This is a genomic window from Pseudomonas sp. P4_C8 (assembly GCF_056401975.1).
Genome location: NZ_JBFUIH010000063.1, coordinates 1 through 15,667 on the forward strand (window position 1 = coordinate 1; position 15,667 = coordinate 15,667).

The following is a 15,667-nucleotide window of genomic DNA, read 5'->3' on the forward strand; positions in this document are numbered from 1 at the left end:
CAGGAACAGGAAGACCGAAAACTCAGGTTTTACGACTGCTGCGCAGCCGGACGCAGGCTTCGCCAGCTGCTACGGATCGCGTTATGGCTTAACTGACTGGCATTAGGGCTTGCCCGCGATGCAGGCACCTCGGTATTTCTGGAACACCGAGGTGACATCATCGCGGGCAAGTCGGATCGCCGCACCGCCGGCTCCTACAGGGCGCTGAATTTTGTGTGAAATAGTCAACCAAGCAACCGCTTGGTTGACTACGCTTGCTCCAGAATAAAAATTCAGGAGCGAGTCGCATGTCTGCTGCTTTTCGTTTGCCGCTGGATGTCTTCTACGAACGCGAGGCCCGTCATCCACGTCAGCGTTTTCTGGTCCAGCCCACGGGCGGCGGGCAGGTCGAGACCCTGTCCTGGGCCGACGTCGGTCATCAGGCGCGCTGCGCCGCGCATTGGCTGAGGGCGCGCGATCTGCCACAAGGCAGCCATATCGCTCTTGTTTCGAAGAACTGTGCCCACTGGATCATCGCCGACCTGGCGATCTGGATGGCCGGGCATGTCTCTGTACCGTTGTACCCCAACCTGACCGCTGAGTCGGTGGCTCAGGTGCTCGACCACTCTGAAGCGGCGCTGGCGTTTATCGGCAAACTCGATGACTGGCCGAGCATGTCCCATGGTGTCAGCCCTGACTTGCCGACGATCAGTCTGCCGCTGCATCCACCGGGCCGCTTCGATTTCAGTTGGTCCGATTTGCAGCGCAACTCGCCCATCCAGGATGACCCCAAACCCGCCGCCGATCAGTTGGCGACCATCATTTATACCTCTGGCACCACTGGCCTGCCCAAAGGCGTGATGCACAGTTTCGGTAATCTGGGGTTCGCCAGTACGCGCGGTACGCAGTTGTTTGGCCTCAACGAGTCGGACCGGCTGCTGTCCTATTTGCCGCTGTGCCACGTGGCTGAGCGGATGTTCGTCGAGCTGGCCTCGATTTACACCGGGCAAACCGTGTTCTTTGCCGAGAGCCTCGACACCTTCCTGACTGACTTGCAGCGTGCGCGGCCCACCGCCTTGTTCGGGGTGCCACGGATCTGGAGCAAATTCCAGATGGGCGTGTACAGCAAGATCCCGGCAAAACGCCTCGATTTTCTGCTTGGCTTGCCCTTCGTTGGCAAGCGGGTCGGGCATAAAGTCCTCGCCGGACTGGGGCTGGACGCGTTGCGCGTCGCCTTGTCCGGCGCGGCGCCCGTGCCACAAACCTTGCTGCTGTGGTACCGCAAACTGGGGCTGGATGTGCTTGAGGTTTACGGCATGACCGAGAGCTGCGGCTACTCCCACATTTGCCGACCCGGCGAAAACAAACCCGGCTGGATCGGCAAGCCTTGCCCGGAGGTTGAAGTGCGGATCGCCGAGTCGGGCGAGGTCATGGTGCGCAGTGGCGCCACCATGCTCGGCTATTACAAGGAACCACAGAAAACCGCTGAAACCATCACTGAAGACGGCTTCTTGCGCACCGGCGACAAGGGCGAGCAGGACGCTGAAGGCAACTTGCGCCTGACCGGACGGCTGAAGGAAATCTTCAAGACCAGCAAGGGCAAATACGTGGCGCCAGCACCGATCGAAAATCGCCTGGCGGTGCATTCGCGAATCGAGCAAGTGTGTGTGGTCGGTGATGGCTTGAGTGCGCCGCTGGGGCTGTGTGTGTTGTCGGCGGTAGGGCAGCAAGACGCCGTCGGAACGGCGAGGGCGGGGCTGCATTCCAGCCTCGAAAAACTGCTGGATGAGGTCAATGGCGTCCTCGACAAACATGAGCGTTTGCGGCGTCTGGTGGTGGTCAAGGACAGCTGGGCCGTGGAAAACGGTTTCCTGACGCCGACCCTGAAAATCAAGCGCAACGTAATCGAAGCGGCATACGGAGCCCGCTTCGAAGAATGGAGCGAGCGCAGCGAGGCGGTGCTGTGGCAGGATTGAGCGACGAACAACACCTACAAAGGAAAGCAGCGATGAGTCTGTGGCGTACCACTCCCAACATCGAGCAGTTGAACGCAATCCAGAAAAACACTATTGGCGAAGTGCTGGATATTCGCTTCGAAGCATTCGACGAAGGGTCCCTGACCGCAAGCATGGTCGTTGATCACCGCACTCACCAGCCTTACGGCCTGCTGCATGGCGGTGCCTCGGTGGTGCTGGCCGAGACGGTCGGTTCAATGGCCAGCTACCTGTGCATCGACACCCGCAAGTTTTATTGCGTGGGTCTGGAAATCAACGCCAACCATTTGCGCGGCCTGCGCAGTGGGCGAGTGTCCGCAGTGGCCACGCCGATTCACATCGGTCGCACGACGCACGTCTGGGATATCCGTTTGACCAGCGATGAAGGCAAGGCCAGTTGTGTGTCGCGGTTGACCATGGCGGTTGTGCCGTTGGGCGAGAACCCGCCAGCCCGGTAAACCCGGCTGTCCAAACCTGCATCCGGCTCGTGTAGCAGCTGTCGAGCAGCGCGAGGCTGCGTTCGCGGTCAACCTGAAACACCGCGTTGGTAGATTTCACGAATGCTTCGCCCGAGCGCGGACCGAGCCGGACGCAGCCTCGCGCTGCTCGACAGCTGCTACAGGGCTCTGCATCACCGTTTCGGACATTGCCTTGACCGGACTGTCATCATTCCTGTCACTTACAGTCATTGCTGTCAGCCGTCGTCTTACGGACAATCAACGCCTGTTCTCGCTCATGGATTTGCCGGTATGTCGCAACAGATATTTTTCGCTCACGCCAATGGTTTTCCTTCAGGGACCTACGGCAAATTGTTCGCGGCGCTGGCGCCCGAATATCAGGTGACGCATCTGGAGCAGCACGCTCATGACCCGCGTTTTCCGGCGGACGACAATTGGTACAACCTGGTGGATGAGCTGATCCATCACCTCAAGCAACAAGCGGAACCGGTGTGGGGCGTCGGCCATTCCTTTGGTGGCTTGCTGCACTTGCACGCGGCGCTGCGTTGTCCTGAGTTGTATCGCGGCGTGGTGATGCTCGACTCTCCGGTCCTGACCCTGACCGATCGATGGGTCATCCGCGCCGCCAAGCGTTTCGGTTTTATCGACCGTTTGACCCCGGCCGGTCGCACCCTGGGGCGCCGGGAAGAGTTCGCTGACATCGAAAGTGCCCGCCGCTATTTCGCAGGCAAAACCCTGTTCCGCAGTTTTGATCCGGAATGCTTTGATGCCTACCTGCAACATGGTTTGCAAAGGGTCGGGGACAAACTGCGCTTGCGTTTCAATCCCGCTACGGAAATCAGCATCTACCGTGGCGTGCCCCACACCAGCCCCGGTCGCACGCGTCAGCTGAAAGTGCCGCTGGCGGTGGTGCGCGGGCACAAGAGCCGCGTGGTGATGCGTCATCATGCAAGCTCCGTCGGGCGCATGCCGCTGGGTGAATCCCTGACCGTGCCCGGTGGCCACATGTTTCCTCTTGAACGTCCACATGACACGGCCACGCTGCTGAAAAACCTGTTCAGCCGTTGGGACGGTCGCAGCCAACAGGATTGCGCATGAGCAATGCCGTCGAAGAAGTTCGCCTGTGCCTGCCGCACATCGAGTTGGCGGCGCATTTGTTCGGTCCTGAAGACGGCCTGCCGGTGATTGCGCTGCATGGCTGGCTGGACAATGCCAACAGCTTTGCCCGGCTGGCGCCCAAGTTCGATGGCCTGCGCATCATCGCCCTGGACATGGCCGGTCACGGTCATTCCGGGCATCGCCCACCCGGCGCCGGATACGCGATGTGGGATTACGCCCATGACGTGCTGCAAGTTGCCGAACAGCTTGGTCTGAAGAAATTTGCGCTGATGGGGCACTCCATGGGGGCGATCGCTTCTCTGATCATTGCCGGGTCGATGCCGGAGCGCGTCACCCACCTGGCCCTGATCGACGGCATCATTCCTCCTACAGACAAAGGCGAAAATGCTGCCGAGCGCATGGGCATGGCCCTGCAAGCGCAACTGGATTTGCGGGAGAAACAAAAACCGGTCTACAACACCCTCAATCGCGCCATTGAAGCGCGCATGAAAGGGTTGGTGGCCGTCAGTCGCGAAGCGGCCGAGCTGCTCGCCCAGCGGGGCTTGATGCCGGTGCCGGGGGGGTACACCTGGCGTACCGACAGCCGGCTGACGCTGCCTTCGCCGTTGCGCCTGACCACCGAACAGGCCATGGCGTTCGTCCAGCGGGTCAGTTGTCCTGCCAAACTGGTGGTCGCGGCGGACGGCATGCTCGCCAAACATCCCGAGTTGCTGGAGCGTCTACCCTTTAGCCGAGAACAGCTGCCTGGCGGTCATCATTTGCACCTGAATGACGAACCCGGCGCCGACCTTGTCGCAGACTGTTTCAATCGGTTCTTCGCCGTTCCTTGACTTGCGCCGGGCAACTGTCGAGGCTGGGCGGGTTGAAATGGGAGACAACCATGATAGATCTCTACACCGCTGCGACCCCGAATGGCCACAAGGTCTCTATCGTGCTCGAGGAACTCGGCCTGCCCTACACGGTGCATACCCTGAGTTTCGACAAAAAGGAACAGAAGTCCGAGGACTTCCTCAAGATCAATCCCAATGGGCGGATTCCGGCGATTGTCGACCGCGCCAATGGCGATTTCGCCGTGTTTGAATCCGGCGCTATCCTGATTTACCTCGCTGAAATGACCGGCAAGCTGATGCCCCTGGACCCGAAAGGGCGCTCGATGGTGTTGCAATGGCTGATGTTCCAGATGGGAGGCATCGGTCCGATGCAAGGGCAGGCCAACGTGTTTTTCCGCTACTTCCCGGAAAAACTCCAGGGCGCCATCGACCGCTATCAACATGAAACCCGACGCCTCTATGAAGTGCTCGATACCCGTCTGCAAACCGAAGAATTTCTGGCCAGCGAGTACAGCATTGCCGACATCGCCACGTATCCGTGGGTGCGTGGACATGAGTGGTCCGGGGTCGAGGTCGACGGTTTGACTGCCTTGCAGCGCTGGATGGCAACCATGGCAGCGCGCCCTGCGGTGCAGCGCGGTTTGCTGGTGCCGGAACGCATCGACGATGCCAGCGTCGTCAAGGGTGCCCAGGCCATGCTGATCCGATGAGCCTATCCATGCGTTCACTCAGTCTGCTGGCGCTGTGTTGTTTCAGTCCTTTATCGTTTGCCGCCGATGTCCCCGGCAGTCAGGACCTGCCGATCCTGCCGCGCATGGAAGATGCGCAGATCGTCGATTATCGTCCGGCTGTCGAACTTGAACGGATCTACCCGCTGGGGTCCATCCGCAAGATCAGCGGCCAATTGCGCTTTGATGGTCAGATCACGGCTCGTGGGCAAACCACGTCGGTCACCTACGAGTTGCCACCGGAACACTCCTCCACCGAAGCCTTTACGGCCGCGCGTGAAGCCTTGCAAAAGCAGGGCGCCGAGTTGCTGTTCTGGTGCCAGGCCCGCGATTGCGGTGAAAGCAGCCTGTGGGCCAACGGAGTCTTCGGCAATGCCAAGCTCTACGGTGCTGACGATCAGCAGGCGTATTTGCTGCTGCGACTGGCGGCGCCGCAGGACAATTCGCTGGTGGCGCTTTACAGCATCACTCGCGGTAATCGCAAAGCCTATCTGCACGTCGAGCAATTCGATGCGACGGCGCCGTTGGGCGACCTGTTGCCGACTTCCGCCACCTTGCTGCGCCAGCTCAAAAGCACTGGTGTACTCGATTTTCCCAAACTGGTTGCTGATCCCGACGAAAAGTGGCTGCGTCTGATTTCTCGTGGGCTGAACCTGGACACCACCTTGCGAGTCAGTGTTTCCGGCGCCAAGGCTGAAGCCTGGCGCGAGGCACTGATCAGCCAGGGCGTACGTGCGGCGAGAATGGAAGCCGGCAACGTTGAAGGCTCTGGCCTGCACATCGAGCTGTTGCGATAAGCTGTACAGGCGAACGCGGATTGCGCGTTCGTCTACCCATTTTTTTGACTGACTTTTTTGAGACTTTACATGCCCAATAACGATCGCCTGTTGGTGCAGATTCTGCTCCTGGTGCTGTTTGGCGCGAGCTTCTGGGTGATGGCGCCCTTCTGGTCTGCGCTGTTCTGGGGCGCGGTGCTGGCGTTTGCCAGTTGGCCGTTGATGCGCTTGTTGACCCGTTGGCTCAATGGCCGTGAATCCCTGGCGGCCGCATTGCTGACCCTCGGCTGGATGGTGCTGGTGGCGGTGCCGCTGGTTTGGCTGGGTTTCAACCTTGCTGACCATGTGCGTGACGCAACGGTTTTTATCAAGGATGTACAGGTCGATGGCCTGCCTGAAGCGCCGGCCTGGCTGGACAGCATTCCTTTGGTTGGCGCACGGCTGGTGGTGATCTGGAACAGCATCGATCAGCAAGGCGCCGCAATGATGGTGTCGCTCAAACCTTATCTGGGACAGGTCGGTAACTGGCTGCTGGCGCGCAGTGCGCAGATTGGCGGCGGTATTCTCGAACTGACACTGAGCATCGTGTTTGTGTTCTTTTTCTATCGCGACGGCCCACGGTTGGCGGTGTTTGTTCATGGGTTACTGGAGCGCCTGATCGGTCAGCGTGCCGAGTATTACATCGATTTGGTGGCAGGCACGGTGCAGCGGGTGGTGAACGGTGTAATCGGTACGGCAGCGGCGCAAGCGGTGCTGGCGTTGATCGGGTTCCTGATTGCCGGGGTGCCTGGTGCATTGGTGCTGGGCATCGTGACCTTCTTGCTCAGTCTGATTCCGATGGGGCCGCCGCTGGTGTGGATCCCGGCCACGGCCTGGTTGGCCTGGAAGGGTGAGTACGGAATGGCGATATTTCTGGGAATCTGGGGCACGTTCATCATCAGCGGCGTCGACAACGTGCTGAAGCCGTACCTGATCAGTCGGGGCGGGAATCTGCCGTTGGTGATTGTGCTGCTGGGGGTGTTTGGCGGGTTGATTGCGTTTGGCTTTATCGGGTTGTTTATCGGCCCGACATTGTTGGCCGTGGCTTACAGCTTGCTGACTGACTGGAGCAAGAGTCAGGCGCGGGTGGACGATCATCGGCCTTAAAGTGTTTGTTGCGGTTCCAAAAGACTAGTCTTGCTTGAGCGCCGATGACGAATTACCGATCATCGGGTCCCGCAGCGCCGCTGGTTCCGCTACAATGCGCGCCGATTTCGTCCTGCCTGAGAGCCCGCACATGTCCGTCTGCCAGACTCCTATCATCGTCGCCCTGGATTTCCCCACCCGTGACGCCGCACTGAAGCTGGCCGATCAGTTGGACCCAAAACTGTGCCGGGTAAAAGTCGGCAAGGAACTGTTCACCAGCTGCGCTTCGGAAATCGTCGGCACCTTGCGTGACAAGGGCTTCGAAGTGTTCCTGGACCTGAAATTCCACGACATCCCGAACACCACCGCCATGGCCGTCAAAGCTGCAGCGGAAATGGGCGTGTGGATGGTCAACGTCCATTGCTCCGGCGGCCTGCGCATGATGGCGGCCTGCCGTGAAGTGCTGGACCAGCGTACCGGGCCTAAACCGCTGCTGATCGGTGTGACCGTGCTGACCAGCATGGAGCGTGAAGATCTGGCGGGTATCGGTCTGGACATCGAGCCGCAAGAGCAGGTGCTGCGCCTGGCCGCGCTGGCGGAAAAAGCCGGGATGGACGGTCTGGTGTGTTCGGCGCTAGAGGCCCAGGCCTTGAAGTCGGCGCACCCGTCGCTGCAACTGGTGACCCCTGGCATTCGTCCGGCCGGCAGTGCGCAAGACGATCAACGCCGCATCCTGACCCCGCGCCAGGCACTGGACGCCGGTTCAGATTACCTGGTGATTGGTCGTCCGATCAGCCAGGCGGCGGATCCGGCCAAGGCACTTGCCGCCGTAGTCGCCGAACTCGCTTAACCAAACACCGAAGATCAAAATGTAGGAGTGAGCCTGCTCGCGATAGCGGTGTATCAGTCAATAATGATGTCGACTGATACTCCCTCATCGCGAGCAGGTCGAATCGTCGCACCGTCACTCCTACAGTTGTTTTGTGGCGTCTGAAAGGACTGTTTAAACCTTCAACACCAACTTCCCGAAATTCTCGCCGCTGAACAATTTCATCAGCGTCTCCGGGAACGTCTCCAGTCCTTCGACAATGTCTTCCTTGCTTTTGAGCTGCCCCTTGGCCATCCAGCCGGCCATTTCCTGYSCRGCGSYRGCGAATTGGGCTGCGTAGTCCATCACGACAAAACCCTCCATCCGCGCGCGGTTGACCAGTAGCGACAGGTAATTGGCCGGGCCCTTGACCGCTTCCTTGTTGTTGTACTGGCTGATTGCGCCGCAAATCACCACGCGCGCCTTCATGTTCAGTCGGCTCAGCACTGCATCGAGGATGTCACCGCCGACGTTATCGAAATACACGTCGACCCCTTTCGGGCATTCGCGTTTAAGACCGGCGATGACGTCTTCGTTTTTGTAGTCGATAGCGCCGTCAAAACCCAATTCGTCGATCAGGAATTGACACTTGTCTGCGCCGCCGGCAATCCCGACCACGCGGCAACCTTTGATTTTGGCGATCTGCCCGGCAATGCTGCCCACCGCGCCGGCAGCCCCCGACAGCACCACGGTGTCCCCGGCTTTCGGCGCACCGACATCGAGCAGAGCGAAGTAGGCGGTCATCCCGGTCATGCCAAGGGCGGACAAGTAGCGCGGCAATGGCGCCAATGCCGGATCAACCTTGTAGAAACCTCGTGGTTCGCCAAGGAAGTAATCCTGCACGCCGAGGGCACCGTTGACGTAGTCCCCGACGGCAAATCCTGGATTATTCGAGGCGACGACTTTGCCTACGCCCAATGCGCGCATCACTTCACCCAGACCGACCGGCGGAATGTAGGACTTGCCCTCGTTCATCCAGCCGCGCATGGCCGGGTCCAGGGACAGGTATTCGTTTTTGACCAGAATCTGACCCGCCGCCGGCTTGCCGACCGGTACTTCTTGATAGGTAAAGGTCTCGCGGGTCGCCGCGCCCACCGGACGTTTGGCGAGCAGGAACTGGCGATTGGTCTGGGTAGTCATGACAGGCACTCAAGATGAATGAAGCCTTGTTGATAGCCCTTCATGGTCAATGCCGCAAGTTTGGCTGATGCGGCGAATGCACCGCGATCCAGTGCAGTGATAATCGGCGCCAGGGTTCTATCACTGCCACTCATGGCCGCCCAACCGGCCTTCTGATAGTGCTGCCGTGCCGAAGCCCTCCATGCCTAGACTGAAACCAGTCAATCCCCCCGTATTCTTCTCTTCGAGGACATAACAATGAGCATGACGTTTTCCGGTCAGGTCGCCGTAGTGACTGGCGCTGCCAACGGTATTGGCCGCGCGACCGCCCAGGCATTCGCTGCCGAAGGGTTGAAGGTGGTGGTCGCCGATCTGGACACCGCCGGCGGCGAAGGCACCGTCTCGTTGATTCGTACGGCGGGTGGCGAAGCGACCTTCGTGCGTTGCAACGTCACGCTGGAAAGCGATGTAAAAAATCTGATGGACGAAGTGGTGAATACCTACGGCCGTCTGGATTATGCCTTCAACAACGCTGGCATCGAGATCGAGAAAGGCAAACTCGCCGAAGGCACGCTGGATGAGTTCGACGCGATCATGGGTGTCAACGTCAAAGGCGTCTGGCTGTGCATGAAGTATCAATTGCCCTTGTTGTTGGCCCAGGGCGGCGGTGCGATCGTCAACACCGCTTCGGTAGCCGGCCTGGGGGCCGCACCAAAGATGAGTATTTATGCCGCGTCCAAACATGCGGTGATCGGGCTGACCAAGTCGGCAGCGATCGAATACGCCAAGAAGAAAATTCGCGTGAATGCGGTATGCCCGGCAGTGATCGACACCGACATGTTCCGCCGTGCCTATGAAGCGGATCCGAAGAAGGGCGAGTTTGCCAACGCCATGCACCCGGTGGGTCGCATCGGCAAGGTCGAGGAAATTGCCAGCGCCGTGCTGTACCTGTGCAGCGACGGCGCAGCGTTCACCACTGGCCATTCGCTGGCGGTGGATGGTGGCGTTACGGCGTTTTGAAATCAGGTGCTGCAACGTAGGAAAAAGCCCGCATTTCTGCGGGCTTTTTTACAGTTCCGTGACGGGGCTGGGCAATGTGTTTCAAAGGGTTAGATTCGAGGGATTTAGCGGCGTTGTCGCACATCCGATCCAGCGCTCCTGTGATTAACTGTTTCCCGCAAAACGGACAGGAGTGTGCTTGCTCATGGAATTGAGAATCGATCGACAGGCATTGGTGCCGGTCGTGCAGCAAATCGTCGACGCATTGGCCGGCTGGCTCCGCCAGGACGGGGTACTGCCGGGGACGCGTTTGCCTTCTGCGCGGCAAATTGCACGGGCCAATTTGCTCAGTCAATCCAGCGTCGTCGAAGCCTGCGAACGTCTGGTAGCGCAAGGCGTGCTGGCGCCGCGTCAGGGTGCCGGTTTCATTGTTGCGGTGCTGGTCGCTGATGGGCGACAGGATGGCCCTTGGTTCGAAGGGGCTGAAATGACGCTCGGCGGCGCCTCGGGCGAACTCAAACTGGGTTGTGGCGGCCTACCCGAAAGCTGGCGTGAAACTGACGATTTGACCTACGCGATCCGTCAGGTGAGCCGCACCGACATGGCCGGGTTGTTCAACTACAGCACGCCACTGGGTTTACCTGCCTTGCGCGAGCAAATCCTCAAGCGTCTCCTGCAACTCGACATCGAAGTTGACAAACGACGGATTGTGACCACTTCCGGGGCTACTCACGGGCTCGATCTGATCGTGCGCACGTTGCTCAAACCGGGAGATTGTGTGGTGGTGGAAAGTCCGGGGTATTCGATGTTGTTCGATCTGCTCAGGCTAAATGGCGTGACGATGATCGAAGTGCCGCGCACCCCGTGTGGGCCTGACACGCAGACGCTTGAAGCGCTGCTGGTGAAGTACCGGCCCCGTGCGCTGTTCATCAATAGCTTCTACCACAACCCGACGGGCAGCAGCCTGACACCCGTGATAGCGCAGCAGGTGCTGCAACTGACCAAAGCCCATGGCGTGCTGGTAATTGAAGATGACGTCTATGCCGATTTGCACAGCGGCCCCGGCACTCGCCTCGCGGCAATGGGGATCGATGACAATGTGATTTATGTCGGCAGTTACTCCAAGACCCTCAGCAGTTCATTGCGCGTCGGCTTTGTCGTGGCCAGTGACGCGATAGTTTCGCGACTGGCCGAGGTCAAGATGACCAGCAGCATGGGCGCCTCAAGGTTCTGCGAGGCAGTGCTGGCTTGTCTGTTGGCCAGCGGCGCGTATCGCAAACTGGTTCAGCGTCAGCGCCAGCGCTTGAACACTGACAGAGAAGCCGCTCTGCAAGTGCTCGAAGACACCGACTGGGAGGTTTTCGGCAAGCCGGTGGGGGGGCTGTTCATCTGGGCGCGATCACGCAGTTGCGACTTTGCTCAGGTGTGCATACAGGCCCGACGCTTCGGGGTGCTGTTGTCTTCTGTTACAGCATTCAGCCCCGGCGGTGAGGCCACGGACTGGCAGCGCATCAATGTGGCGTATGCCTGTGATCCTCGGGCACGGGCATTTTTTCAGGCCACCGCTCTGAATCGACCTCAAGCGTTCTGAAAACGACGCTGGCGTAGCTTTTTGCCATTATTGTGGCGCCAGAGACTTGTGTTGGCTCAGGCCCGTTGCGAATCTGCATCAACAGACTATGTCAGGGGACTAAGTGCAATGATTTCGGCCGTGCAAGGACGTTTTGCCAACCTCGGTATGGCAAAAAAAATGGGTGTCGGGTTCGTCCTGGTGCTGCTGTTGACAGCGCTGGTCGCCGCCATCGGCGTATGGTCCCTGCAAACCATCAGTCAGCGCTTTGATGGGCTCAAGCAGATGTCATCGCTCAATAGCGGTTTGCTCAAGGTGCGACTGCTTGAGCAGGAGTACGCCTTGCACGGCAACCCGAAAACCGCCGATGCCCTGCACGAGGGCGTTGACGGCCTGATTGCTCTGGCGACGCGACTCAAGGCGGCATCGATGGCTAACGTGCCAGTGATGAATGACGTCGAGCAGTCGCTGGGCGCCTATCGCAAGGCGTTCGATGAGTTCGTCTCGCTGAGTCAGGCCAAGGACCTGGCGCTCGAAATGGCCAGTTGGTCGGTGTCCAGCGTGGCCAATAACCTTGATGTACTGCAAGCCGGACTGGCCGATGACGGCGCCTATACCTTTAAGCAATCCGAGGGCAAGGACGGTGGGCAGTTTCTCGAGCAGGCCAGCCAGGTCAGCCAGGTCTCGCGGTTGATGTTGCAGGCCATGAACGAAGCGCGCGTGCGTCTGGACCAGAGTCGCAAGGGCGACGACAGCGCGGGCCAGGGCAAGATCGAGCAGGCGGATCAGGCGCTGACTCAGGCCGAACAGCTGAAAACCACGGTCAAGGACGAGGGCTATCAGACGGTCCTCAATGAAGTCACTGGCCACATCGGCAGTTTCAGCGAAAAACTCACGGAGTACACCGGTCTGTTGGCCCAGGAGAAAACCGTCTACGAACAACTGCACCAGCGCGCCGCGCAAGTGGTGGAGCGGGTGGATCAGGCCTATGTTGCCGAAGACCGGTCGATGCAGGCCGAGCTGAAAAAGAACTCGTTGCTGATCCTCGGTTCCTCGGCCCTGGCGTTGCTGGTCGGGTTGGTGGCAGCGTGGGTGATTACCCGGTTGATCGTGGCGCCGCTGCGCAGTGTGATCCGTGTGGCGCAGCAGATCGCGGCGGGTGATTTGAGTGCGACGGTTGAAGTGACTCGCCGTGACGAGATCGGCCAATTGATGCTGGCGATGCAACAGATGGGCGCCGGGCTCAGCCGTATCGTCAGTGGCTTGCAGGCCGGTATCGAGCAATTGGCGAATTCTGCGCATTCGCTGTCGGCAGTGACCGAGCAGACCAACCTGGAAGTCAGCAGCCAGAAAGAAGAAACCGAGCAGGTCGCCACGGCGATGAACCAGATGACCGCGACGGTGCACGACGTGGCGCGTAACGCCGAGGAGGCCGCCCAGGCTGCGCAGACGGCGGATGGCAAGGTTGAAAGTGGTCAGCAAGTGGTGCGCCAGAGCATGGCGCGCATCGAGCAGCTGGCGGATTCGGCGACGTCGGCCAGTTCCAGCATCGAAAGCTTGAGTGCAGAGATCCAGAACATCGGTACGGTGCTCGGCGTGATCAAAAGCGTTGCCGAGCAGACCAACCTGTTGGCGCTTAACGCGGCGATCGAGGCCGCGCGGGCGGGCGAGCAGGGCAGGGGCTTTGCCGTGGTGGCCGATGAGGTTCGGGCGCTGGCCAAGCGTACCCAGCAATCGACCGAGGAGATCGAACGCCTGGTCAGCGCCTTGCGCTCGGCTGCTCAGTCGTCGGTAAAGCAGATTCAGAACAGTGGCGAACTGGTGAAGCTGGCGGTCAGTGATGCGTTGCAGACCGAGAGTGCGTTGGGGAGTATTGCGGCGGCGGTGTCGTTGATTCAGCAGATGAACCAGCAGATTGCCGCAGCAGCCGAGGAACAGAGTTCGGTGGCTGAGGAGATTAATCGCAGCGTCACGAGTATCCGCGCGAGTGCGGATCAGTCATCGCTGGCGATGCAGGGTAACGCGGCGTCCAGCATTGAGCTGGCTCAGCTGGGTGTTGAGTTGAAGGGGATGGTGGGGCACTTCCGGCTCTTGTAGGAGCTGGCTTGCCAGCGAAAGCGGCCTGCGGATACCTCCAACCCCTTGTGGGAGCAAGCCGGCTCGCGATGACGGCCTGACAGCCGACCTGTCTTTCCCGGGATTCCGTGAAGAACCAAAAAAAGCCACCTACCCAGGTGGCTTTTCTGTTTGCGCTAATCAGTCGTAAATCACTTTCTTTTTCCAGTCGGCATCGGCTTCGACGTCTTTGAGGCCTACGTTCAACTGGTTTGCCTCACCCTCAACCGCAGCGACGTTGTCCATCACCATCGCGTTGGCGCGAGCCAGGAGTTTCTCCAGGTACTCCAGCTGCTCGGCGTAGACCTGTGGCTCTTGTTGTTTGCGCAGGTACTGCACACCGCGTTCGAACGCCAGTCGCGCCTGACCCGGTTGGTTCTGTTGCAAGCAATGCTGGCCGAGGTTGTTGAAAAATTCGATGTGCAGCAGCACCAGGATATGGCGGACTTCGCGGATCCAGCGCTTGGCTTCGTTGGTCGGCAGGAAACCGTCCTGGGCGGCGCGGGTGATTTGGCCATGCAAGGCTTCGAGCAGGAAGCGTACATCCTTGGCCTTGGCTTCGGTCTGGATCGGTGCCGGCGGGTTGTTGACCGGGATCGATTCGCCCTGAGCAGCAAGGGCCTCCAGTTCGGTAATCCGTGTCTTGAGGTTGGCGCTGGTTTTTTCCAGGTTAAGCAGGCGCAGGCAGACGTTGAGTTCCAGGCGGGTCAACAACAGCTTGAGTGCCGGTGTCATCAACTGACCGGGAAAGGTCTCGGTGATTTCGCCGCAGCGGCGCAGGCGGTCGTTGAGCTCAACCTTGGTGCGGGCCTTTTCCAGCTTGTTGTTTTCCACCACATGGTTCATGTAGCCAATGGCGATCAATAGTGCGATGCCGGCTACGACGAGCAGGGTGATCATGAGTGGTGTCACCGGTAAGACCTCTTATAGGGTTCGCGATCGAGAGTAGTGGCATGGCATTGGGGCGCATAGGCCGTTCGATCACTTGAATCAGCTATGGCCCATCTATGTATCGGCCGTTGTTCGGCTTAGATAAATGGTGGCGAATAGGTTTCGGATTGCCATCATCTTGACCGCATGGACTATAGCGCCTTGATGGATGTCGGAAAATAGGCGTCAAAGGTCTGGCTGCGGAAAAGCCTGAAACGTGTCTGAAAGCAGGGCGAAGTCATTGATTTAAATAAATTTATAACTGGGGGTTGACGACCCCTCAATCCATCCATAGAATGYGCGCCACTTACAGCGGAAAGCACACAGCGAAACGCGGTAGGGAGTGAATGTTGTACGTGTGTCCCCTTCGTCTAGTGGCCTAGGACACCGCCCTTTCACGGCGGTAACAGGGGTTCGAGTCCCCTAGGGGACGCCAATGCGGGAATAGCTCAGTTGGTAGAGCACGACCTTGCCAAGGTCGGGGTCGCGAGTTCGAGTCTCGTTTCCCGCTCCATTTTTAAGCAGCGTTGCTTTCGGGCGACGTTGAGTGAAACCAGAACCGACATCTTCGGATGCGGATTTGGGCACTGAAATACACACCATGTGTTTCAGTTAGCGTGTCCCCTTCGTCTAGTGGCCTAGGACACCGCCCTTTCACGGCGGTAACAGGGGTTCGAGTCCCCTAGGGGACGCCATTTGCGGGAATAGCTCAGTTGGTAGAGCACGACCTTGCCAAGGTCGGGGTCGCGAGTTCGAGTCTCGTTTCCCGCTCCATATTTAACGAAAACGCCGCTCAGCAATGAGCGGCGTTTTTGTTTGCGCGTACAAAACCAAATTGAAAAAATGGGCTTTTAGCCCAATTTTTCATCCAGTGAGCTCCACTGGAAGCCACCTCCAGCCAGTGTCTACGCCCCCAGGGGGATCCACTGCTAGCCGAGCGCTGTCATTGCGCGACTGGTCCGAGTGGCTGTTTGCCAGAAGCGACCCTTCTCGACCCGTTCAATCCASGTCGCCTCAGGGCAAGCAGACCCTACCAAAAGCGGTCGGTGAAATAGGG

General features: G+C 59.3%; 14 protein-coding genes, 4 tRNA genes and 1 pseudogene. 16 read left to right on the forward strand and 3 right to left on the reverse strand.

Annotated features, from left to right (window positions below; all coding sequences use genetic code 11):
- Positions 1-287: 287 nt before the first annotated feature.
- The 8 genes from AC1DWM_RS27240 to pyrF all read left to right on the forward strand — a co-directional run bounded on the left by AC1DWM_RS27240 (position 288) and on the right by pyrF (position 7,859).
- Positions 288-1,955, forward strand: coding sequence for an AMP-binding protein (locus tag AC1DWM_RS27240; RefSeq protein WP_477796615.1), 1,668 nt, complete (start codon positions 288-290; stop codon positions 1,953-1,955).
- A 32-nt stretch (positions 1,956-1,987) separates the two neighbouring features.
- Positions 1,988-2,431: a hotdog fold thioesterase gene (locus AC1DWM_RS27245; RefSeq protein WP_223516812.1), complete on the forward strand. Its 444-nt coding sequence runs from the start codon at positions 1,988-1,990 to the stop codon at positions 2,429-2,431.
- 291 nt (positions 2,432-2,722) lie between these two features.
- Positions 2,723-3,529, forward strand: coding sequence for an alpha/beta fold hydrolase (locus AC1DWM_RS27250; RefSeq protein WP_477796616.1), 807 nt, complete (start codon positions 2,723-2,725; stop codon positions 3,527-3,529).
- Positions 3,526-4,380, forward strand: coding sequence for an alpha/beta hydrolase (locus AC1DWM_RS27255; protein WP_477796617.1), 855 nt, complete (start codon positions 3,526-3,528; stop codon positions 4,378-4,380). The genes AC1DWM_RS27250 and AC1DWM_RS27255 overlap by 4 nt, the downstream gene beginning before the upstream one ends.
- 50 nt (positions 4,381-4,430) lie before the next feature.
- Positions 4,431-5,090: a glutathione S-transferase family protein gene (locus AC1DWM_RS27260; protein WP_477796618.1), complete on the forward strand. Its 660-nt coding sequence runs from the start codon at positions 4,431-4,433 to the stop codon at positions 5,088-5,090.
- 8 nt (positions 5,091-5,098) lie between these two features.
- Positions 5,099-5,905, forward strand: a complete 807-nt coding sequence (locus AC1DWM_RS27265) for a DUF4892 domain-containing protein (protein WP_223516819.1) — start codon at positions 5,099-5,101, stop codon at positions 5,903-5,905.
- 69 nt (positions 5,906-5,974) lie between these two features.
- Positions 5,975-7,030, forward strand: a complete 1,056-nt coding sequence (locus AC1DWM_RS27270; RefSeq protein WP_223516821.1) for an AI-2E family transporter — start codon at positions 5,975-5,977, stop codon at positions 7,028-7,030.
- A gap of 130 nt (positions 7,031-7,160) precedes the next feature.
- Positions 7,161-7,859, forward strand: a complete 699-nt coding sequence (gene pyrF, locus AC1DWM_RS27275) for an orotidine-5'-phosphate decarboxylase (protein ID WP_027924005.1) — start codon at positions 7,161-7,163, stop codon at positions 7,857-7,859.
- A 153-nt stretch (positions 7,860-8,012) separates the two neighbouring features.
- On the opposite strand, the gene AC1DWM_RS27280 is transcribed toward pyrF, so the two are convergent.
- Both AC1DWM_RS27280 and AC1DWM_RS27285 read right to left on the reverse strand, forming a co-directional pair.
- A complete protein-coding gene (locus tag AC1DWM_RS27280; protein WP_477796619.1) occupies positions 8,013-9,017 on the reverse strand; it encodes an NADP-dependent oxidoreductase in 1,005 nt (334 codons plus the stop codon).
- Positions 9,014-9,151 (reverse strand): hypothetical protein, encoded by a 138-nt coding sequence (locus AC1DWM_RS27285; RefSeq protein ID WP_223516825.1) that lies wholly within the window; start codon positions 9,149-9,151, stop codon positions 9,014-9,016. Before AC1DWM_RS27285 ends, AC1DWM_RS27280 begins: the two co-directional genes overlap by 4 nt.
- Before the next feature lie 103 nt (positions 9,152-9,254).
- Here AC1DWM_RS27285 and AC1DWM_RS27290 point away from each other — a divergent pair, with 103 nt between their 5' ends.
- The 4 genes and pseudogenes from AC1DWM_RS27290 to AC1DWM_RS27305 all read left to right on the forward strand — a co-directional run bounded on the left by AC1DWM_RS27290 (position 9,255) and on the right by AC1DWM_RS27305 (position 13,662).
- Positions 9,255-10,016: an SDR family oxidoreductase gene (locus tag AC1DWM_RS27290; RefSeq protein WP_223516827.1), complete on the forward strand. Its 762-nt coding sequence runs from the start codon at positions 9,255-9,257 to the stop codon at positions 10,014-10,016.
- 184 nt (positions 10,017-10,200) lie between these two features.
- Positions 10,201-11,586, forward strand: coding sequence for an aminotransferase-like domain-containing protein (locus AC1DWM_RS27295; protein WP_223516828.1), 1,386 nt, complete (start codon positions 10,201-10,203; stop codon positions 11,584-11,586).
- A 987-nt stretch (positions 11,587-12,573) separates the two neighbouring features.
- Positions 12,574-12,798: pseudogene (locus AC1DWM_RS27300) on the forward strand (HAMP domain-containing protein); the annotation flags it as partial.
- Entirely contained in the window at positions 12,796-13,662 is an 867-nt protein-coding gene (locus AC1DWM_RS27305) for a methyl-accepting chemotaxis protein (RefSeq protein WP_411741851.1), read from the forward strand. The pseudogene AC1DWM_RS27300 and the gene AC1DWM_RS27305, both read left to right, overlap by 3 nt.
- A 159-nt stretch (positions 13,663-13,821) precedes the next feature.
- Here AC1DWM_RS27305 and AC1DWM_RS27310 read toward each other — a convergent pair whose 3' ends face one another.
- Positions 13,822-14,592: a hypothetical protein gene (locus AC1DWM_RS27310; RefSeq protein ID WP_411741850.1), complete on the reverse strand. Its 771-nt coding sequence runs from the start codon at positions 14,590-14,592 to the stop codon at positions 13,822-13,824.
- A 378-nt stretch (positions 14,593-14,970) separates the two neighbouring features.
- Here AC1DWM_RS27310 and AC1DWM_RS27315 point away from each other — a divergent pair.
- The 4 genes from AC1DWM_RS27315 to AC1DWM_RS27330 all read left to right on the forward strand — a co-directional run bounded on the left by AC1DWM_RS27315 (position 14,971) and on the right by AC1DWM_RS27330 (position 15,384).
- Positions 14,971-15,046 (forward strand) — tRNA-Glu (locus AC1DWM_RS27315).
- Between the two features lie 2 nt (positions 15,047-15,048).
- Positions 15,049-15,124, forward strand: a tRNA-Gly gene (locus tag AC1DWM_RS27320).
- Between the two features lie 105 nt (positions 15,125-15,229).
- Positions 15,230-15,305: transfer RNA gene (locus AC1DWM_RS27325), tRNA-Glu, on the forward strand.
- A gap of 3 nt (positions 15,306-15,308) precedes the next feature.
- A tRNA-Gly gene (locus AC1DWM_RS27330) sits at positions 15,309-15,384 on the forward strand.
- The last annotated feature ends 283 nt before the right edge of the window (positions 15,385-15,667 follow it).

Coding starts and splice junctions, on each gene's coding strand:
- AC1DWM_RS27240 (WP_477796615.1), top strand. CDS start 288: ATGTCTGCTGCTTTTCGTTTGCCGCTGGATGTCTTCTACGAACGCGAG.
- AC1DWM_RS27245 (WP_223516812.1), top strand. CDS start 1,988: ATGAGTCTGTGGCGTACCACTCCCAACATCGAGCAGTTGAACGCAATC.
- AC1DWM_RS27250 (WP_477796616.1), top strand. CDS start 2,723: ATGTCGCAACAGATATTTTTCGCTCACGCCAATGGTTTTCCTTCAGGG.
- AC1DWM_RS27255 (WP_477796617.1), top strand. CDS start 3,526: ATGAGCAATGCCGTCGAAGAAGTTCGCCTGTGCCTGCCGCACATCGAG.
- AC1DWM_RS27260 (WP_477796618.1), top strand. CDS start 4,431: ATGATAGATCTCTACACCGCTGCGACCCCGAATGGCCACAAGGTCTCT.
- AC1DWM_RS27265 (WP_223516819.1), top strand. CDS start 5,099: ATGCGTTCACTCAGTCTGCTGGCGCTGTGTTGTTTCAGTCCTTTATCG.
- AC1DWM_RS27270 (WP_223516821.1), top strand. CDS start 5,975: ATGCCCAATAACGATCGCCTGTTGGTGCAGATTCTGCTCCTGGTGCTG.
- pyrF (WP_027924005.1), top strand. CDS start 7,161: ATGTCCGTCTGCCAGACTCCTATCATCGTCGCCCTGGATTTCCCCACC.
- AC1DWM_RS27285 (WP_223516825.1), bottom strand. CDS start 9,151: ATGAGTGGCAGTGATAGAACCCTGGCGCCGATTATCACTGCACTGGAT.
- AC1DWM_RS27290 (WP_223516827.1), top strand. CDS start 9,255: ATGAGCATGACGTTTTCCGGTCAGGTCGCCGTAGTGACTGGCGCTGCC.
- AC1DWM_RS27295 (WP_223516828.1), top strand. CDS start 10,201: ATGGAATTGAGAATCGATCGACAGGCATTGGTGCCGGTCGTGCAGCAA.
- AC1DWM_RS27305 (WP_411741851.1), top strand. CDS start 12,796: ATGGGCGCCGGGCTCAGCCGTATCGTCAGTGGCTTGCAGGCCGGTATC.